The sequence below is a fragment of the Pedococcus sp. P2_E2 genome, from assembly GCF_056403955.1.
In genome coordinates this window covers 49,550-67,151 of the sequence record NZ_JBFUEM010000006.1, presented here as the reverse complement: position 1 = coordinate 67,151, position 17,602 = coordinate 49,550, and the positions used below count along the sequence as shown (strand labels likewise).

Here is a 17,602-nt window from a genome sequence, read left to right as displayed (position 1 = left end):
GGGACATGAGCCACCTCGAACTCGGCCGCAGTGAGTCCTGGTTGACCCGCGAGGAGCTCGATGCGGCGCGAGAGCGGTTGCCGATCCTCTATGTCGATGCCGTCCCTGTACGTGTGGACGAGCGGGGGGCGCTCACCGCAGTCGGCCTGCTCCTGCGAGCCTCCGACGGAGCGATCAACCGCGAGCTCGTCTCGGGTCGCGTCCTCTACCACGAACGCGTGCGCGACGCCCTGATCCGGCACATCGAGAAGGACCTCGGGCCGATGGCGTTGCCGCAGATCCCGGCGAGCCCCCTGCCGTTCACGGTCGCCGAGTACTTCCCCACACCGGGCGTCACCCCGTTCCACGACCCGAGGCAGCACGCGGTGTCACTCGCATTCGTCGTCCCGGTCGCGGGCGACTGCCAGCCGCAGCAGGACGCCCTCGACCTGGCCTGGCTCACCCCCGACGAGGCGGTGGCCCCTTCGCTGCTCGAGGAGATGGACGGTGGCCACGGCGCGCTGCTGCGTCAGGCGATGGCCCACCTCGGTCACGCCGTCTGAGCTCGTCGACATCGGACACGCCGTCTCAGCCCGCCGACATCGGACACGCTGCCAGGCGTCATCCGACTCGGTCAGCCCTGTGACCTGCGGCTAAGCACGTCGAGCACCGGATCCACAACTGAAATCGCCAACTCCGGGCCGAACGGCTGAGGCAGACTGACCGTCAACCGGAGGAGAATGGGCGCGTGCCGTGGGAAATCGCCACATACCTCCTCGGCGCCCAGGGGGGCGTCGAGGACGATTTCGCACGACTGTACGCGGCCACCAACCCGGTGCTGATGCGGTACCTGCGCGTCACGACCGACGCTGACCCCGCCGCCCTGTCAGACCTGGCCCTCGGCGCGTGGACCGCGGCACTCCCTCAGCTGATGGCCTGCCCTCCCGATGAGGACGCTTGGCTCGAGCTCATCATCGGCTCGGCTCGGGCCGCCGCGGCAGGCAGCCTGAGGACTGACACCGGGAGCACCGCACCCGAGACCGCCTCGACGACCGGCGACGACGTGGACCACGCCATCGAGACCCTGCGGGCGTGCCCACCCGAGCAGGCGGAGGTGCTCGCGATGGGGCTCGTCGCCAACCTGGATCGCGATGCCACGTCCCGCCTGACCGACCACGAGCCCACTGACGTGCTGGCCCTCGTCCAGAGCAGCGAGCAGCGCCTGACGATGTCGCTCGGGGAGCTGACCGAGGCCCTCCGCGCTCCCGGTCGCGATGGCGAGGTCGCCGACGTGCGGCTCGTCACCCCGCTCATCACAGCAGCCCTCGCTGGTCCGGCACCGACGGCGAAAGGCCCCGCCCACGCTGCGCCCCCCACGACCATCGTGACCGCGGGCGCGGTGGGCGCGGCCATCGGGGCCGAAGCCGGACCGGCCGTGGGCGCTGTCGAGCAGCTCCCCCTGGCCGAGCTACTCGGCCTGGAGGCAGCCGCCACCGGGTCCCCGCCGGCGATCTCCCTGGCTGCCGTCGGGTCTGTGACGGGGGCCCTGAGCCGGCCGGCCCGGGTCGGCGTCGGAGTGGGTGTGTGGGGGCTCGCCGTCGGTGGCGTGGGCATGGCGGCTGCGATGAGCGGTCTCATCACCGTGGCCATCGATGGCCTCTTCGGCGATCACGGAGGGGGTCCGCTCGTCACGGCAGAGGGTCCGGCCCGCCCGGGGTCTCCGTCCTCCGATGGTGACGCCACGACCGAGAACCCACCGGTCGTGCCAGGTCGGCCCGGCACCGACGAGCCACCGGCAACGGGCGGTGGCAGGACACCTCAGACAGTGACCCTGCCGGGACGGTCGAAGGGAACCGAGATCGTGCTGGCGTCCTTCGTCCCCCAGGGCTCGACGCCGTCGACGCCCACCGAGGTCCCGACCACGCCCACCACGCCGAGCACACCGACCACTCCCCCGACCACCCCGCCCAGCACACCGCCGAGCACGCCGCCGGTCGTCCCGCCGCCGAGCGGGCCCGGGGTGTCGGGTGGCAACGGCCACGGCAACGGCCACGCCTCGGCGCGGGAGACCCGCAGGGCCATCCGCCAGGCCAGGGTGAGCGCCAGGGCCAACGACAAGGCCGTCAAAGCCGCCGCCAAAGTCGCCGCAAGGGCCGATTCCAACGCCAACGACAAGGGTCGCGGCAAGGGCAAGGCCCTGGGCCACGGCAAGGCCACGTCGAAGGGGAAGGCGCTGGGCCACGACAAGCCCAAGGCCAACGGCAAGGCAGCCGGACACAACAAGTCCTGAGCACGGGCGCCGACCGTCATCCGGCGCCGCAACGACGGTCAGGTCGTGCGACGGCGGCGGCGGTCGGCAACGTCCATGGCGTCCGCTTCCTCGGGGGTCGGCGCGGTGCCGCCCAGGCGTGCCGGCAGCAGGTGTCGCTCGGAGTCCGGCCACGCCGGATAGACCGCCTGGTCCGCGCGCAGCTGGGCGTCCATGGCTGCCCTCACCCGTGCAGTGGCGGCCACGGCGTTCTCGTCGGCGCCGACCTCGATGGGAGGGCCGACCGTGATGAGCAGCGGGATGCCGTGCCGGCCCATCCGACGGGGCTGCCCCTTGGTCCAGACTCGCTGCGAACCCCAGATCGTGGTCGGCAGCACGGGGACCCCGGCCTCCTGCGCGAGGCGCACGGTGCCGGACTTGAACGCCTTGAGCTCGAAGGACCGAGAGATGGTTGCCTCGGGGAACACCCCGATGATCTCGCCGGCGCGCAGCGCGTCGCGCGCGGCGTCGAACGACCCCAGACCGGCCTCGCGGTCGACCGGGATGTGCTTCATCCCCCGCATCAACGGCCCGGCCACCGGGTTGGACCAGATCGACTTCTTGGCCATGAAGCGCACGTAGCGCCCGACGTCGACACCCGCCAGCCCGGCATACGTGAAGTCGAAGTACCCGGTGTGGTTGATCGCCATCACCGCTCCCCCGTGCCTCGGCAGGTGCTCAGTGCCCTTCAGGGTGATCTTGAGGCCCTGGGCGGCGAACAACGCGCGGGCCAACCCGATGACGGGGGTGTAGACGGGCTCCATGGGGCCACCCTAGGGGTGCAGCAGATCCGCAGGGCGCGCGGAGCGGGCCGGGCAGGCGGACGTGGGCCCTGACGCGGGCCCGGACGCGGCATACCCGCAACCAGTTCGTCACCCAGCGCGGGGGGATGGGAAGATTCACGCCATGACCGATGCACCCACCACGTCCGGCGCCGCCACGATCCCCGACAAGCCCTCGATCGACGGGCTCGAGGACAAGTGGGCGCAGGTATGGCGGGACCAGGGCACCTACGCGTTCGACCGGGTTGCAGCACTCGGGAAGGGTCGCGAGGCGGTCTTCTCGATCGACACCCCGCCCCCGACCGCGAGCGGCAGCCTGCACATGGGGCACGTGTTCTCCTACACCCACACCGACTGCATGGCGCGCTACAAGCGGATGCAGGGCCTCGAGGTGTTCTACCCGATCGGCTGGGACGACAACGGGCTGCCCACCGAGAAGCGAGTGCAGAACTACTACGGCGTGCGCGGCGACGCCTCGCTGCCCTACGCCCCGGACTTCGAGCCGCCGCACCGCGGTGACGCCAAGAGCCTCAAGGCAGCCGACACCCTGCCGATCTCGCGGCAGAACTTCATCGAGCTCTGCGACGAGCTGACGGTCGAGGACGAGAAGGCCTTCGAGTCGCTGTTCCGGAGGATGGGCTTCAGCCTCGACTGGGACATCAGCTACCGCACCATCGACGACCACTCGCGAGCCACTGCGCAGCAGGCGTTCCTGCGCAACCTCGCGCGCGGCGAGGCATACCAGTCCGAGGCGCCAGGGCTGTGGGACGTCACCTTCCAGACCGCAGTCGCCCAGGCCGAGCTGGAGGCGCGTGACTATCCCGGCGCCTACCACCGCGTCGCCTTCCACGGCGAGGACGGTCCGATCTACATCGAGACGACCCGGCCCGAGCTGATCCCGTCCGCCGTGGCCCTGATCGCCCACCCCGACGACGAGCGGTATGCCGGCCTGTTCGGCTCGACGGTCCGCTCACCGCTGTTCGGGGTCGAGATCCCCGTGGTCGCCCACCCGGGCGCCGAGCCCGACAAGGGCGCCGGCATCGCGATGTGCTGCACGTTCGGCGACCTCACCGACGTGCTGTGGTGGCGTGAGCTGCAGCTGCCGACGAGGTCCGTCATCACCCGCTCGGGCCGGATCCAGGCCGAGGTGCCGGAGTGGCTGGTCGGCGGTCCGGGCGAGCAGCTGTTCTCCGAGCACGTCGCGACGAAGACCACCTTCAGCGCACGCGAGGCGATCGTGGCTGCCCTGCGCGAGTCCGGTGACCTCGATGGGGAGCCGAAGCCCACCCAGCGCAAGGCCAACTTCTACGAGCGCGGCGAGAAGCCGCTCGAGATCGTCACGTCCCGGCAGTGGTACATCCGCAACGGCGGGCGCGACGCGGAGCTCAACGCCGAGATGATCGAGCGCGGTCGCCAGGTCTCGTTCCACCCGGCGTTCATGCAGGCCCGATACGAGAACTGGGTGAGCGGCCTGAACGGCGACTGGCTGATCTCGCGCCAGCGATTCTTCGGTGTGCCGATCCCGGTCTGGTACCCGCTCGACGACAACGGCGAGCCGGTCTTCGACAAGCAGCTCGTGCCGGCGGAGGACCAGCTGCCGGTGGATCCCGCGGCCCAGGCTCCCGAAGGCTACGACGAGTCACAGCGCGGTCAGGCCGGCGGCTTCGTCGGCGATCCCGACATCATGGACACGTGGGCGACGTCGTCGCTGACTCCGCAGATCGCCGGTCGCTGGCGCGACGACCCCGAGCTGTTCGCGGGCGTGTTCCCGATGGACGTCCGCCCCCAGGGGCACGACATCATCCGGACCTGGCTGTTCTCGACCGTCGTCCGGTCGCACTTCGAGTTCGGCTCGGTCCCGTGGCGCAACGCCGCCCTGTCAGGGTGGATCCTCGACCCCGACCGCAAGAAGATGAGCAAGTCCAAGGGCAACGTCGTCACCCCAGAGGACGTCGTGAAGGAGCACAGCGCCGACGCCGTGCGCTACTGGGCGGCGAGTGGGCGCCTGGGCGCCGACGCGGCCTACGACACCGGGCAGATGAAGGTCGGTCGTCGCCTGGCGATCAAGATCCTCAACGCCACGAAGTTCGCCCTCTCCTTCGGGGAGGTTGACGGGGAGCTTGAGACGGCCGTCACCAACCCGCTCGACCGCGCCATGCTCGCCCAGCTCGGTGACGTCGTCTCGAAGGCGACCGCAGGGTTCGAGGGCTGGGACCACACGCGCTCGCTCGAGGTGAGCGAGACGTTCTTCTGGACCTTCTGCGACGACTACCTCGAGCTGGTCAAGGACCGCGCATACGGCGGCCAGGGCGAGGCCGAGGCCGCGTCAGCCAGGGCCGCCCTGCGCATCGCCCTCGACGTGCTGCTGCGCCTCTTCGCGCCGATGCTGCCCTACGTGACCGAAGAGGTGTGGTCGTGGTGGCACGAGGGCTCGGTCCACCGTGCCCCTTGGCCGACGACCGCGGACACGGCGGCGGGAGCCGGCGGCGACACGGACGTCCTGACGGCCGTGGGCGAGGCCCTGGCGGGCGTGCGCAAGGCCAAGTCGGAGGCCAAGGTCGGCATGCGTGCCGAGGTGGCCTCGATCGTGCTGGCCGGCTCTGCCGAGTGGGCGGAGCGGGTGCGGCTTGCCGAGGCCGACCTGCGCGCGGCGGGCCGAATCACCGGCACTGTCGACTACGCGGAGGCGGAGATGCCCGAGGTGCGCGACGCCGAACTGATCCCGGTGGAGAAGCCGAAGGCCTGAGCTCGACGAGTTCCGTTGGGCTGCACCGTGATCCACGGAACATCCCAGCCCGCGATCCGCAGCTCACGGCTGGCGAAGCGTCCCTCGTCGAGCAGGGTCACCTGACCGGTCGCCGGGTCGTAGACATCCAGGACGCGGTCACCGTCACCCGGCAGGACGAGGGTGACGTGTCGCGGCAGCAGGCCGTTGCCGATGTAGAGCAGAGCGGGCTCGCCGTCGGCCACGACCTCGACCAGCCGGGCATGGGCCTCCCGGAGTCCCCCCCGCGTGAGCTGCCGCACCGGTCGCAGCTCGTAGTCCGTGCCCCGGCGGGAGGCACCGAACTCGAGCTCCTTGCGGGCGCCCCAGGGTGGCGTGCCCAGTGCGCGCGGCCACGGCAGGTTGAGTCGTCGTCCCCCGGCATACAGGCGGTTGGTGCGCCGCATGACGACGCGCTCGTATGCCGCGAACCGCTCCTGTTCGGTCGCTCCCGCGGGTGCGTCACCGCGCGGGCCCTCACCCGTGGTGATCCAGCGTGCGAAGGCCGGGTTGACGAGCATCCGGGCGACGGTGAGGCAGGCCGACCCACAGGTCACCGGACTCTGCTGGATGGGGCCGATGTCACCGCTGCGCAACCGGAACCCCGAGGACATGGCCCCATCCTCGCGGGTGGGGCCGCAAACTTCTACCGGTCCGGCTCGCGGCAGGGGCGCCAGCACGGGCGCCGGCGGGCTGCCGGCGGGCTGCCGGCGAGGTGCCGGCGGGGGCGAGGCTCAGACCGGTGTGCACCACCGCGCGGACCGGCCAGCGTGGGCCAGCAGGCGCGTCGCGGGCGTCGCCCAGTCCGACACCTCGACCGGCGAACCGAAGCGGAAAGGGCGGTCGGCGGCCGTGATGTGGTCGCGAGCCACCGGCCACAGGTCCATGGCGAGCTCCGGGGGGATGGCCCTGGGCTGGGCGATCGCTTCGGCGACGTCCCATCCGTGGAGGGCGATCTCGAGGGCGCCGACCGCCCCGAGCAGCTCACGGGGCAGGCTGAGCTCGGCCACGTCGATGTCGGCGTCCGCCGCGCCGCCACGCACCGGCTGCCAGTGGCCGAGCAGTCCCCGAGCCCGGATGCAGATGCTGTCGAGGAGGTCGGCGCCCTCGGTCGGTGGCACGGAGGGCACCAGGCTGAGCGAGGTGGCCTGGGCCGCGGCTGCCATCGCCTCGAGCGAGTCGTCCATGTGGCCGAGCAGGTCTCGCAGCAACCACCCGTGACAGGGCGTCGCGCGGTCGAGGTCGGCTTCGGTCACCAGGACCAGGCTGGCACGGGTGTACGCGATGGCCCGTTCGAGCAGCTCCACTGCGCTGGGCGGCCGGCTGTGACCGGTCGCGGCGGGCACCTGCGGCCTCACGAGGGACCGGTGTAGCCGGCCGATAGCGAGGCGGGCAACCCGAACGTGTCGAACAGCGCCGCGTCGAAGAACGCCGCGACGTGACTGACCTTGCCTGTGCGGTCGAGCGTGAGCACCTGGAGGTGGAACGGGGCGAACGACCCGTCGCGCTGACGCATGTAGAGACCGAACGCCGGCTGGCCGTTGGCGCTCGTCGCGACCATGGGCATGTCGTGCTCACCACCGGGGCACTGCGTGTCGATGAGCCGGCCGATGTTCTCTGCCCCGAGGTACCAGCCCGTGAACGGCGGCATCTCCCACACTGCGTCGCGGGTGAGCATCCCGACGATGGCGGTGATGTCCTTGTCCCAGAACGCCTTCACGTAGCGGTCCAACATCTCCTGCTGTTGCGGGTCGAGCTCGGGCTGCACGTCGTCCTGCGTGACGCGAGCCTTTGCGAGCTGGGCGTGGGCGCGCTGCAGCGCACTGTTGACCGCGGCCTCACTCGTCTCGAGCGCCTCGGCGACTTCCGAGGCCTTCCAGCGCAGGACGTCGCGCAGGATGAGAACGGCGCGCTGGCGGGCCGGCAGGTGCTGGAGGGCCGCGACGAAGGCCAACCGGATGCTCTCGCGCTGCGCGACGATGGCGGCCGGGTCGGACGTCTCCCCCGCTACCAGGGGGTCCGGGGCTGGCTCCAGCCAGGACACCTCGGTGGACTCCACCAGCTGGTCGCCGGCACTGCTCGACGGCGTCCCCAGCCCAGCGGGGAGCGGCCGGCGGTCCTTGCCCTCGAGGGCGGTGAGGCAGACGTTGGTGGCGATGCGGTAGAGCCACGTCCGCACGGACGAGCGCCCCTCGAACGCGGCATAGGCCCGCCACGCCCGCAGGTAGGTCTCCTGGACGAGGTCCTCTGCGTCGTGGATCGACCCCGTCATGCGGTAGCAGTGGGCCGTCAGCTCTCGCCTGAAGCCGTCGGTGGCCTCGGGGAAGTCCTCCACGTCAGGCCGCTCGCGCACCTCGGTCATCAGGTCCCCTTTCGTCGTCCCGTCCACAGCCCTCCGAGGAGCTGGTCCGCCCAGCCAGCAGTCCTCCGACCAGCTGGTCCAGCCTAGGCACACCGGTGCCACATGAGGACAGACCCTGCGGGAGTGCAGAACTCATCGCTGCGTAACGAACTGTGCACGGATTGGGGCGATTCGCTCGCCACAGCGGGCCCAGATCCCTAAGGTCGATGACCGTGACGCGACGTGGACTGGGCCTGGGCGTGGGGACGCTGGCAACGCTGTTGCTCGCCGCCTGGGTGTCCGCGGCCGGACCGGTCGGAGTCTTCGCGCGGCAGGATTTCTCCGGCCCCGACTCCAAGGCTCCGGGCGAGGAGTACGGACCCGGCCCCATCGCCTCGGCCACCAACCAGGGCCTGAAGGCCGCACCGGTCCGGACGAGCGACCCCTTGCTGGTCAGCCTGGTCGGCTTCGCGATGAAGCTGGTGCTCGCGGTGGTCGTGATCGTGGTGCTGGTGGCCATCGGACGGGCGCTGCGCGACCGCTGGGCGACGCGCGCCGATGCCGCCGCTCCGCAGGGCACGGTCGACGTCCTCCCCGAGGTCCTGCTCGAGGGCGCCCGCGAGGGCGTGGAGCTCCTCGCCCGGGGCACCCCCGCCAACGCCGTGATCGCCGCCTGGGTGTCGCTCGAGGACGCCGTCCGCAGCGCCGGCGTGAGGGACGACGACTCGCGCACGTCGGCCGAGCTCGTGAGCACGGTGCTGCGCTCGTACCGGGTCGACCGGGCACCGTTGGACACCCTGGCCGCGCTCTACCGCGAGGCTCGGTTCTCCCGTCACCCGATCACCGAGGAGCAGCGCACGACGGCGCGCGTGGCCCTCGTGCAGGTGCAGGCCGAGCTCCAGCGGACCGTCGCCCAGCTCGCGCAGGCCAGGGCTGGCCGAGCCGGGGCGGCCGCACGGTGATCCGCCGCCTCTCCGGCTTGGCACCTGCCCAGCTGATTCTCGTGGTCCTCGGCGTCTCTGTGGCCGTGGGCGCCCTCGCGGTGTCGGTCCCCGTCCTCGGCAACGCGGGGATGCTCCTTGCCGCGCTGGCCATGCTCGCGGCCCTCGCCGTGCTCGCCCAGTGGCTGTGGCAGTCCCGGCAGTCGACGGACTGGGACAACACGTTCACGGAGTCAGCTCCGCCCCGCGGCGCCGACTCGCGGATCAGCCGCCTGGCTGTCGACATCCGTGAAGCCGGTTCGGGCGACTCGGCCTCCGCCGCCCGGCTCCATGCCGCCCTGAGCGGCCTCGCCGTGGAAAGACTGCGGGACCGCCGCGGCCTGACCTTCGCCCAGGGCACGACGCCTGACGACACCACCGCCGACGCCACCGTCGCGCTGGGACCCCAGCTCACGGCATACCTCGCCGGGAGCCCGACCACTCGCGTCACCGCCGCCCAGCTCGCGGCGTTCATCACCACTCTGGAGGAGCTCTAAGTGACCCTGACCCTCGACCAGGTCGCGTCCCGCGCGACCGCCATCCTCGCCGAGGTCGAACGCGCTGTCGTCGGCAAGCGGCAGAGCCTGGAGATCGTCCTGTCCGGCATCCTGGCCGGTGGTCACGTGCTCATGGAGGACTTCCCCGGGCTGGGCAAGACCCTCGCGGCGAGGTCCTTCGCGCAGGCACTGGGACTGGACTTCGCACGCGCCCAGTTCACCCCGGACCTGCTCCCCAGCGACCTGACCGGGTCGTTCCTCTATGACCAGCGCACCCACGACTTCTCCTTCCGCAAGGGACCCCTGTTCACCGGGCTGCTCCTCGCCGACGAGATCAACCGCACGCCGCCGAAGACCCAGTCGGCCCTGCTCGAGGCCATGCAGGAGGGGCAGGTGACGGTCGAGGGCGAGACGTTCGCGCTCCCGAAGCCGTTCCACGTGCTCGCCACGGCGAACCCCGTCGAGTACGAAGGCACCTATCCGCTGCCGGAGGCGCAGCTCGACCGGTTCCTGTTGAGGGTGAGCTTCGGCTACCCCAACGCGGCCGACGAGTGGGAGGTGCTGCAGCGACGGATGGCGCGCCAGCAGGAGGCGCAGGAAGTCGGCGCCGTCACCGACGGGCCCGGGCTGATCGAGATGCAGCAGGCGGTCGAGACGGTCACCGTCGACGAGGGCGTCGGTCAGTACTGCGTGCGGCTGGTCGCCGCCACGCGCACCCACCAGAACCTCCTCATGGGCGCCTCCCCGCGCGCCTCGCTCGCGCTGCTCCTGACCTCCCGGGCGTATGCCGTGCTGCGCGGCCGCGACTACGTCACCCCCGAGGACGTCAAAGCCGTGGCCCACGCCTGCCTCGACCACCGCGTCACCGTGCGCCCCGAGCTGTGGATGAACGACGTGTCCGCCGCCAGCGTCGTCGACAGCGTGCTCACCTCGGTGCCCACGCCCACCGCCACCGCAGCCGGCCCGCGGACCGGTTTCGAGCGTCCGTGACGGCGGTACCCGGACGCCGGCTGGAAGCGCGCTGGCGGGTGACGTCGGCACACATCCGGGCCCTGTTCCTCGGGCTGCTGCTCGTCGGCGCGGGCGTCGTGCTGCGCCGCCCCGACGCCCTCGTGCTCGGGACCCCGTTGCTCCTCGTGGGGCTGTGGGCGACCGCGGTCCGACCGGCGGGGTCGCCCGCAGCGCACGCGGCCGTGGCCCATCCGTTGCTGCGCGAGGGCCAGGCCACCAAGTGGGTCGCCACCATCGCGCCCGGCCCCGGCGTCGAGGAGGCAGGCCTGGTCCTGCTGCCGACGCCCCACACGACGTTCAGCCCCGGATTCCGTGCCGCTGCAACGGCGTTCGGCGCCGACACCGCTGCACCGAAGTCCCTCGAAGTCGTCTGCCAGAGCACTCGCTGGGGCCATCGTCCGCTGGGACCGGCGACCGTGGCCGTGAGCGGGGCGTTCGGCGCCTTCCGGTGGGAGCCCGAGGCCGTCTCCCTCCCGGCGATCCCGACGGTGCCACTGCCCGACACGTTCACGGCCCGCGTGCCCGTCCCACGGCCTGATGGCCTCGTCGGGCAGAACCGCTCGCACCACCCGGGTGACGGCGGCGAGCTCGACCAGATCCGCCCGTTCCGCTTCGGGGACCGGCTGCGCCGCGTGCACTGGCCGGTGTCGGTGCGCACCGGGGAGCTGCACGTCACCGCGACCCACGCCGACCAGGACAGCGAGATCCTGCTGCTCGTCGACGCCATGAACGACATCGGCCGCAGCGAAGGAGTCGGCGGGTCGAGCAGCAGCCTGGACAACGCCGTTCGCGCAGCCGGGGCCATCGCCGAGCACTACCTGCGGACCGGGGACCGGGTCGGGCTGCTCGTGCTGGGCGCCAAGGACCTGCCGCACGTCAAGGCTGCCGCCGGGAGCCACCACCTGCGCCGCCTGCTCGACGTCCTTGCCTGGGTCCGGGTCGCCGACAGCACGGTGAGCGACGAGAAGAGGTTGCGCTCGCAGCTTCGCCACCACGTGTCGGCCGGGACCCTCGCGGTCATCCTCACCCCCGCCATCTCCCCCGCGATCCTGGCCCACGCCGTCTCTCTGTCGCGGCGTGGGATCTCGGTGGTCACCGTCGACACTCTGCCGGCCGACCTCGCCCGACCGGACATCCCCGAGGCCTCGCTGGCCCAGCTGTCCCCAGCCGCCGCCGACCAGCCCACCGAGACCCGGCTGGCGTGGCGGCTTCGCCTCCTCGAACGCAGCCACGAGATGAGCCGGGCCCGTCAGACCGGTGTGCCGATCGTCCCCTGGGCAGGCCCCGGGACCCTCGACCTCGTGCTGCGCGACCTCGGCCGCCGCTCCCGGGCGCCCCGGGTGGTGAGTCGCTGATGTCGCGTTCCCAGCTCGTGCTCCGTGGGGTGCTCGTCAGCGCCTCGCTGGCCCTCCTCGGGCTGACCCTGGCGGCCTCGCCGCACCCGATCATCGTGGCCGCGGTGGTCCTCGTCGCGCTCACCGTCTACGCGGCGGTCGAGCCGGACTCCGGGCTCGTGACGGTCCTGCTCGGTGGCCACGCCCTGCACTGGCTCGCCGCCGTACCCGTCCCGGGCAGCACGACTGCCTGGGCGACCCTTCTCGCCGCGGCCTGGGCGGGCCTGGTCCTGCACCTCACCGCGAGCCTCGCCGCCAGCCTGCCGGGGGCCGTGCCCGTCCCGCGGCTCAGCCTGCGGCGGTGGGCCCGTCGCGGCGCCGTGGTCGCGGCCGCGACGGTCCCCTTCTGGGCGGTGGCGATGCTGTCCGGCCAGCAGGGGGTGAAGGGCGAGGTGTCGCTCACGTATGCCGCGATCGCAGCCGTGGCGCTGCTCACCTTCAGCGTCTGGCTGCTGAGCCGCGACGACAGCCCCCACCACTGACCGGTCTCACCCGACCTGTTGCCACCTGCACGTCACCAGACCCCCCGAACGGGCGGTTGGTGACCACCGGCGAGCATCACGTCGTCGGGCGACGCCGCGGCCAGGGTGTCAGGCGGAGCGCTTGCGGGTGCGCTTGGGTTCCTCGTCGCGCCGAACGATCGTCGGCAGCACGTTGTCGAGGACGACCTCGCGGCTGACGACGACGCGGGAGATGCCCTCGTCGCTCGGGACGTCGAACATCACCGGCATGAGCACCTCCTCCATGATCGCGCGCAGGCCGCGGGCACCAGTGCCGCGCTTGAGGGCCTGATCGGCGATGGCCTCGAGGGCGTCGTCGGTGAACTCGAGCTCGACGTTGTCGATCTCGAACATCTTCTTGTACTGCTTGACCAGCGCGTTGCGCGGCTTGGACAGGATCGTCACGAGCGACTCCTGGTCCAGCGGACTGACCGTGGTGATGACCGGGAGGCGGCCGATGAACTCGGGGATGAGCCCGAACTTCATCAGGTCCTCGGGCATCACCTCGTGGATCGAGTCGGCCAGGTCCTTGGGGTTGTGCAGCTCGGAGCCGAAGCCCAGACCCTTCTTGCCGTTGCGCGACTCGATGAGCTTCTCGAGACCGGCGAACGCGCCACCCACGATGAACAGCACGTTGGTCGTGTCGATCTGGATGAACTCCTGGTGGGGGTGCTTGCGACCGCCCTGCGGCGGGACCGACGCAGTCGTGCCCTCGAGGATCTTCAGGAGGGCCTGCTGCACGCCCTCGCCGGAGACGTCGCGGGTGATGGACGGGTTCTCGCTCTTGCGGGCGATCTTGTCGACCTCGTCGATGTAGATGATGCCCGTCTCGGCCTTCTTGACGTCGTAGTCCGCGGCCTGGATGAGCTTGAGGAGGATGTTCTCGACGTCCTCGCCGACATAGCCGGCCTCGGTCAGGGCGGTCGCGTCCGCGATGGCGAACGGGACGTTGAGCATCTTGGCCAGCGTCTGCGCGAGGTAGGTCTTGCCACACCCCGTGGGGCCGATGAGCAGGATGTTGGACTTGGCGATGTCGACCGACTCGGCGTCCTTCTTGCCGCCCGCCTCGCCAGCCTGGATCCGCTTGTAGTGGTTGTAGACCGCGACAGCCAGGGACCGCTTGGCCACGTCCTGGCCGACCACGTAGTTCTCGAGGAACTCGAAGATCTCGCGCGGCTTGGGCAGCTCGTCGAGGCCCAGCTCGGAGGACTCGGCGAGCTCCTCCTCGATGATCTCGTTGCACAGGTCGATGCACTCGTCGCAGATGTAGACGCCCGGACCGGCGATGAGCTTCTTGACCTGCTTCTGGCTCTTGCCGCAGAACGAGCACTTCAACAGGTCGCCGCTTTCTCCCATGCGTGCCACGCGAAGTCCTCCGGTCTGTCTGACGAGCTGTCTGACGAATGTGCCTGACGGTGCACCCCTCCCCTTCGGACGGGCAACGCTCCGACGCTACAGCGCGAAGTACCGCCTTCGCTCCATTGAAACCGCCGAGTCGGGTGTTCGTCGCCCTTGTCCGCTGAGGGCGGACAAGGCGCCGCCAGGCCGATCGGCCGCCCTCTCAGGCGCGTCGGCGACCCCGGCGCAGCACCACGACCAGCGCACCGACGAGCACCAGGGCGAGCACGCCACCGCCGACCAGGGGCACCAGCCAGGCACCCTCGGGGGCTGCCGAGACGGCGCCAGGGGGCCGCGCTGCCTCGTCGACGAGACCGGGTCRCACGGCTTCGTGGCCCGGGCCGGTGACCTCCCGCACGTCCGCGACCAGCCCGCTGGCCGCCCTGGCTGTTCCGCCGCACAGGCCGGCCCAGAGCGTGTCGCCGCGGGTCTGGGCGAAGACCACGTACTCACGCCCCGGCTGCAGGCCCTCCAGTCCGCACGACGCCCCAGAGGCACTGGAGCTCACGTAGGTCGTCTCCATGGCCTCACCGCGAAACACCTCCGAGACGGCGAACCGGTACGTCACGCTGGGATCGCTCGGCTGCAGCACTGCCGGCCCCGACGGCTTGTCCACGTCCTCGAGGGTGCCCCGCAGCACGACGTCGGACCGATCCACCCACTGCACCGGTGTCGCGGAGGCGCACGAGCACGCCCACGCGGGAGCCGACGGCAGCACCAGCAGGGCGGCGAACATCAGCGGGACGACGAGCAGCGCACGCTTCATGGCGGTCGGACGCACCCCACCAGTGTGCCGTTCCGAGACGCCCACACGCCGGTATGCCGCCCGCTCGAGGTGAGCGGGCGGCATACCGGATGGTGCGCGGTCGGGGACGAAGGCCCCCGGTGAGGGTCAGCCCTCGAGGGTGCCCTTGCGGGACGCGAGGACCTCGTCGATGAGGCCGTACTCCTTGGCTTCCTCGGCAGACAGGATCTTGTCGCGCTCGATGTCGTTGCGGACCTGCTCCACCGTGCGCCCGGAGTGCTTGGCCCACGTCTCCTCGAGCCAGGTGCGCATGCGGAGCACCTCGTTGGCCTGGATCTCGATGTCGGAGGCCTGGCCACCCATGCCGCCCTCGAGGGCCGGCTGGTGGATGAGGATCCGCGCGTTGGGCAGGGCGAACCGCTTGCCCTTGGCGCCGGCCGACAGGAGCACCGCGGCGGCCGAGGCGGCCTGTCCGATGACGAACGTCTGCACGTCGGGACGGATGTACTGCATCGTGTCGTAGATCGCGGCCATCGCGGTGAACGAGCCACCGGGGCTGTTGATGTACATCAGGATGTCGCGGTCGGGGTCCTGGGACTCCAGGACGATCAGCTGGGCGATGACGTCGTCCGCGGACGCGTCGTCGACCTGCACGCCGAGGAAGATGATGCGGTCCTCGAAGAGCTTGGTGTAGGGGTCCAGCCGCTTCATGCCGTAGGAGGTGCGCTCCTCGAAGGACGGCAGGATGTAGCGGCTCGACGGTCCGGGCACCTGCAGACCGCCCTGGCGTCCGCCGTGCATGGAGGGGTTGATGTTGGCGTTCATGTGTCGATCCCTCACTTGTCCCGGGTGACCGGGTTGTCGTCGCTGCCGCCACGGCCACCGGCCTGGGCGGCACTGCTGAACACGTGGTCGACGAAGCCGTACTCCTTGGCCTCCTCGGCGCTGAACCAGCGGTCGCGGTCGGAGTCCTTCTCGATCTGTTCCTTGGTCTGACCGGTGTGCTCGGCGATCAGCTCGGCCATCTGGCGCTTGACGTAGAGCATCTGCTCGGCCTGGATCTTGATGTCGGAGGCGGTGCCCCCGATGCCACCGGACGGCTGGTGCATCATCACGCGGGCGTGCGGCGTGGCGTAGCGCTTGCCGTGGGTGCCGGCGGAGAGCAGGAACTGCCCCATCGAGGCGGCCATGCCCATCGCGACCGTGGCCACGTCGTTGGGGATCCACTTCATCGTGTCGTAGATCGCCATGCCCGCGGAGATGGAGCCGCCGGGGCTGTTGATGTAGAGCCAGATGTCCTTGCCCGGGTCCTCCGCTGCGAGCAGCAGCAGCTGCGCGCAGATCGCGTTCGCGTTGTCGTCGCGCACGTCGGAGCCGAGGAAGATGATCCGCTCCTTGAGCAGACGGTTGTAGATGTGGTCGTCCAGACCACCCTGCGGGCCCTCGCCCGCGGCGACAATCTCGTTCACCATGTCTCCATCACTTGAGGTCCTTGCCTGTCAGTGACCCTAACGCGGTCGTGGTGGGCAGAAGTCCCCGATCCGCTCCATGTTCGCCCTGAGCGCACAGCACTCAAGCTGAGGGAGGGCTCACCGGCTCGGACGCGCGGACGCGCGCCAGCTCGCGGGTGGCCGGGATGACGAGCATGGCGAGCGCGACCATGCCCGTGACGGCGATCAGGGCGCGGAGCACCGTGAAGTGGTCGCCGAGGAAGCCGAGCATGGGCGGTCCGGCGATGAAGGCGGTGTAGCCGATCGTCGCGACAACCGACATGCGGGCAGCGGCGCGGGCGGGGTCGTCCGCCGAGGCGCTCATCCCCACGGGGAAGCCCAGCGACGCGCCGACGCCCCACACGGCGGTACCGGCGTAGGCCATCCAGGCCGGCCCGAAGATCACCATGAGTGAACCGACCGCAGCCAGGGCGAAGGTGACGCGCAGCACCGGGACGCGACCGTAGGTGTCGAGCAACCGCGTCCCGACCAGCCGGCCGAGGGTCATGAAGGCCAGGAACGAGGCGAAGGCGAGCACGCCCGCCCAGGCCGGGACGCCGTGACCCTCGACGAAGGCGACCGAGATCCAGTCGTTGGCGGTGCCTTCGGTGAACGCAGCCGCCAGGACCACGAGACCGATCATCAGGGTGCGCGGCTCGAGCCACGCCGAACGGGGCCGGGCCTTGGCAGGCGATGCGTCCGTCGACTGGTCCGGGTCCGAGACCTCGGCCTCGCGGGGCAGGAAGGAACGCAGGGCCCAGATCCCGAGAACCGCGGACAGGGCGATGGCGCCGACGAAGTGCACGAGCAGGGGGACATGGCCCCACGACATCCCTGCGCCGACCAGTGCACTCAGGACGGTGCCCCCGGAGAACGCGGCATGGAAGTGCGGCATGACGGTCCTGCCGAGCAGCCGTTCGACCGCCGCACCCTCGAGGTTCATCGCGACGTCCCAGACCCCGACGCCCATGCCGAGCAGGTAGAGGCCGACGGCCATGACCCAGCGCGACTCGAACAGGTCGACGGCTGCGGCGATCACGACCAGACCGGCAAAACCGAAGACCATGCCCAGCTGGATGGTCCGGGACGCACCCAACCTGCCCGCGATGCGACCCGCCGAGGGCAGCGCCGCGAGCGAGCCTGCGGACGCCGCGAACAGGGTCAGCCCCAGCTCACCGGCGGTGAGCCCCAGCTGGACCTTGCTGTCCGCGATCCGCGACGCGAAGGTCGCGAAGGCGATGCCGGCCAACGCAAAGACCACGAAGACGGCGTTGCGGGCCTGGATGGCCCGGGCCGTGGTTGAGGTGGTCGAAGCGGTGGTCGAAGCGGTGGTCGACGGGGTGGCCCCACGGGCGGTGTCGGGGGCGGTCGGCTGGGTCACTGCATGCTCTTTCGGGATGGTTTCGGAGCGAT

The 17,602-nt window shown here is 70.9% G+C and carries 17 protein-coding genes; 8 read left to right on the top strand and 9 right to left on the bottom strand.

All coding sequences use genetic code 11. From position 1 onward, the window contains the following. Positions 1 to 5: 5 nt before the first annotated feature. Positions 6 to 542 carry an NUDIX hydrolase family protein gene (locus AC1DWR_RS13555; protein WP_477612463.1) on the top strand — a complete coding sequence of 179 codons (537 nt, stop codon included), beginning with the start codon at positions 6 to 8 and terminating at the stop codon, positions 540 to 542. 185 nt (positions 543 to 727) lie between these two features. After that, a complete protein-coding gene (locus AC1DWR_RS13550) occupies positions 728 to 2,269 on the top strand; it encodes a hypothetical protein (protein ID WP_477612462.1) in 1,542 nt (513 codons plus the stop codon). Positions 2,270 to 2,307: 38 nt separating this feature from the next. Here AC1DWR_RS13550 and AC1DWR_RS13545 read toward each other — a convergent pair whose 3' ends face one another. Further along, positions 2,308 to 3,051 carry a lysophospholipid acyltransferase family protein gene (locus tag AC1DWR_RS13545; RefSeq protein ID WP_477624649.1) on the bottom strand — a complete coding sequence of 248 codons (744 nt, stop codon included), beginning with the start codon at positions 3,049 to 3,051 and terminating at the stop codon, positions 2,308 to 2,310. 142 nt (positions 3,052 to 3,193) lie between these two features. Between AC1DWR_RS13545 and valS the strand changes: the two genes are divergently transcribed. Further along, positions 3,194 to 5,815 carry a valine--tRNA ligase gene (gene valS, locus AC1DWR_RS13540; RefSeq protein WP_477612460.1) on the top strand — a complete coding sequence of 874 codons (2,622 nt, stop codon included), beginning with the start codon at positions 3,194 to 3,196 and terminating at the stop codon, positions 5,813 to 5,815. On the opposite strand, the gene AC1DWR_RS13535 is transcribed toward valS, so the two are convergent. The 3 genes from AC1DWR_RS13535 to AC1DWR_RS13525 form a co-directional block, all read right to left on the bottom strand. Further along, the gene (locus tag AC1DWR_RS13535) at positions 5,746 to 6,447 is read right to left on the bottom strand and encodes a hypothetical protein (protein WP_477612459.1); all 702 of its coding nucleotides are present in this window, start codon (positions 6,445 to 6,447) and stop codon (positions 5,746 to 5,748) included. The genes valS and AC1DWR_RS13535 overlap by 70 nt on opposite strands. Before the next feature lie 120 nt (positions 6,448 to 6,567). Next, the gene (locus AC1DWR_RS13530; RefSeq protein WP_477612458.1) at positions 6,568 to 7,191 is read right to left on the bottom strand and encodes a TIGR03086 family metal-binding protein; all 624 of its coding nucleotides are present in this window, start codon (positions 7,189 to 7,191) and stop codon (positions 6,568 to 6,570) included. Next, entirely contained in the window at positions 7,188 to 8,195 is a 1,008-nt protein-coding gene (locus AC1DWR_RS13525) for a sigma-70 family RNA polymerase sigma factor (RefSeq protein WP_477612457.1), read from the bottom strand. Before AC1DWR_RS13525 ends, AC1DWR_RS13530 begins: the two co-directional genes overlap by 4 nt. A gap of 212 nt (positions 8,196 to 8,407) precedes the next feature. Between AC1DWR_RS13525 and AC1DWR_RS13520 the strand changes: the two genes are divergently transcribed. From AC1DWR_RS13520 to AC1DWR_RS13500, 5 genes are read left to right on the top strand one after another with little or no spacing between them, the layout of a single operon-like run. Continuing rightward, a complete protein-coding gene (locus AC1DWR_RS13520) occupies positions 8,408 to 9,136 on the top strand; it encodes a DUF4129 domain-containing protein (RefSeq protein ID WP_477612456.1) in 729 nt (242 codons plus the stop codon). Between the two features lie 17 nt (positions 9,137 to 9,153). Further along, entirely contained in the window at positions 9,154 to 9,651 is a 498-nt protein-coding gene (locus tag AC1DWR_RS13515; RefSeq protein ID WP_477612455.1) for a hypothetical protein, read from the top strand. Positions 9,652 to 9,657: 6 nt separating this feature from the next. Beyond that, the gene (locus AC1DWR_RS13510) at positions 9,658 to 10,641 is read left to right on the top strand and encodes an AAA family ATPase (RefSeq protein WP_477613403.1); all 984 of its coding nucleotides are present in this window, start codon (positions 9,658 to 9,660) and stop codon (positions 10,639 to 10,641) included. Then, positions 10,638 to 12,017, top strand: coding sequence for a DUF58 domain-containing protein (locus tag AC1DWR_RS13505; RefSeq protein WP_477624648.1), 1,380 nt, complete (start codon positions 10,638 to 10,640; stop codon positions 12,015 to 12,017). Before AC1DWR_RS13510 ends, AC1DWR_RS13505 begins: the two co-directional genes overlap by 4 nt. Then, on the top strand, positions 12,017 to 12,538 hold the full coding sequence (locus AC1DWR_RS13500) for a hypothetical protein (RefSeq protein ID WP_477612453.1): 522 nt from the start codon (positions 12,017 to 12,019) through the stop codon (positions 12,536 to 12,538). The genes AC1DWR_RS13505 and AC1DWR_RS13500 overlap by 1 nt, the downstream gene beginning before the upstream one ends. A gap of 108 nt (positions 12,539 to 12,646) precedes the next feature. Here the strand turns inward: AC1DWR_RS13500 and clpX are convergent, their stop codons facing one another. From clpX to AC1DWR_RS13475, 5 genes are all read right to left on the bottom strand, one after another. Then, on the bottom strand, positions 12,647 to 13,921 hold the full coding sequence (gene clpX, locus AC1DWR_RS13495; RefSeq protein WP_477612452.1) for an ATP-dependent Clp protease ATP-binding subunit ClpX: 1,275 nt from the start codon (positions 13,919 to 13,921) through the stop codon (positions 12,647 to 12,649). A 196-nt stretch (positions 13,922 to 14,117) separates the two neighbouring features. Further along, positions 14,118 to 14,804 carry a hypothetical protein gene (locus tag AC1DWR_RS13490; RefSeq protein WP_477624647.1) on the bottom strand — a complete coding sequence of 229 codons (687 nt, stop codon included), beginning with the start codon at positions 14,802 to 14,804 and terminating at the stop codon, positions 14,118 to 14,120. 42 nt (positions 14,805 to 14,846) lie between these two features. Beyond that, positions 14,847 to 15,524, bottom strand: coding sequence for an ATP-dependent Clp protease proteolytic subunit (locus tag AC1DWR_RS13485; protein ID WP_477612450.1), 678 nt, complete (start codon positions 15,522 to 15,524; stop codon positions 14,847 to 14,849). Positions 15,525 to 15,535: 11 nt separating this feature from the next. Then, a complete protein-coding gene (locus tag AC1DWR_RS13480; RefSeq protein WP_477612449.1) occupies positions 15,536 to 16,171 on the bottom strand; it encodes an ATP-dependent Clp protease proteolytic subunit in 636 nt (211 codons plus the stop codon). A 100-nt stretch (positions 16,172 to 16,271) separates the two neighbouring features. Continuing rightward, positions 16,272 to 17,570: an MFS transporter gene (locus AC1DWR_RS13475; protein ID WP_477612448.1), complete on the bottom strand. Its 1,299-nt coding sequence runs from the start codon at positions 17,568 to 17,570 to the stop codon at positions 16,272 to 16,274. Between the last annotated feature and the right edge of the window lie 32 nt (positions 17,571 to 17,602).

Excerpts from the sequence above, each read along its gene's own strand:
- AC1DWR_RS13555 (WP_477612463.1), top strand. The coding sequence starts at position 6 with ATGAGCCACCTCGAACTCGGCCGCAGTGAGTCCTGGTTGACCCGCGAG.
- AC1DWR_RS13545 (WP_477624649.1), bottom strand. The coding sequence starts at position 3,051 with ATGGAGCCCGTCTACACCCCCGTCATCGGGTTGGCCCGCGCGTTGTTC.
- valS (WP_477612460.1), top strand. The coding sequence starts at position 3,194 with ATGACCGATGCACCCACCACGTCCGGCGCCGCCACGATCCCCGACAAG.
- AC1DWR_RS13535 (WP_477612459.1), bottom strand. The coding sequence starts at position 6,447 with ATGTCCTCGGGGTTCCGGTTGCGCAGCGGTGACATCGGCCCCATCCAG.
- AC1DWR_RS13525 (WP_477612457.1), bottom strand. The coding sequence starts at position 8,195 with ATGACCGAGGTGCGCGAGCGGCCTGACGTGGAGGACTTCCCCGAGGCC.
- AC1DWR_RS13500 (WP_477612453.1), top strand. The coding sequence starts at position 12,017 with ATGTCGCGTTCCCAGCTCGTGCTCCGTGGGGTGCTCGTCAGCGCCTCG.
- AC1DWR_RS13485 (WP_477612450.1), bottom strand. The coding sequence starts at position 15,524 with ATGAACGCCAACATCAACCCCTCCATGCACGGCGGACGCCAGGGCGGT.
- AC1DWR_RS13480 (WP_477612449.1), bottom strand. The coding sequence starts at position 16,171 with ATGGTGAACGAGATTGTCGCCGCGGGCGAGGGCCCGCAGGGTGGTCTG.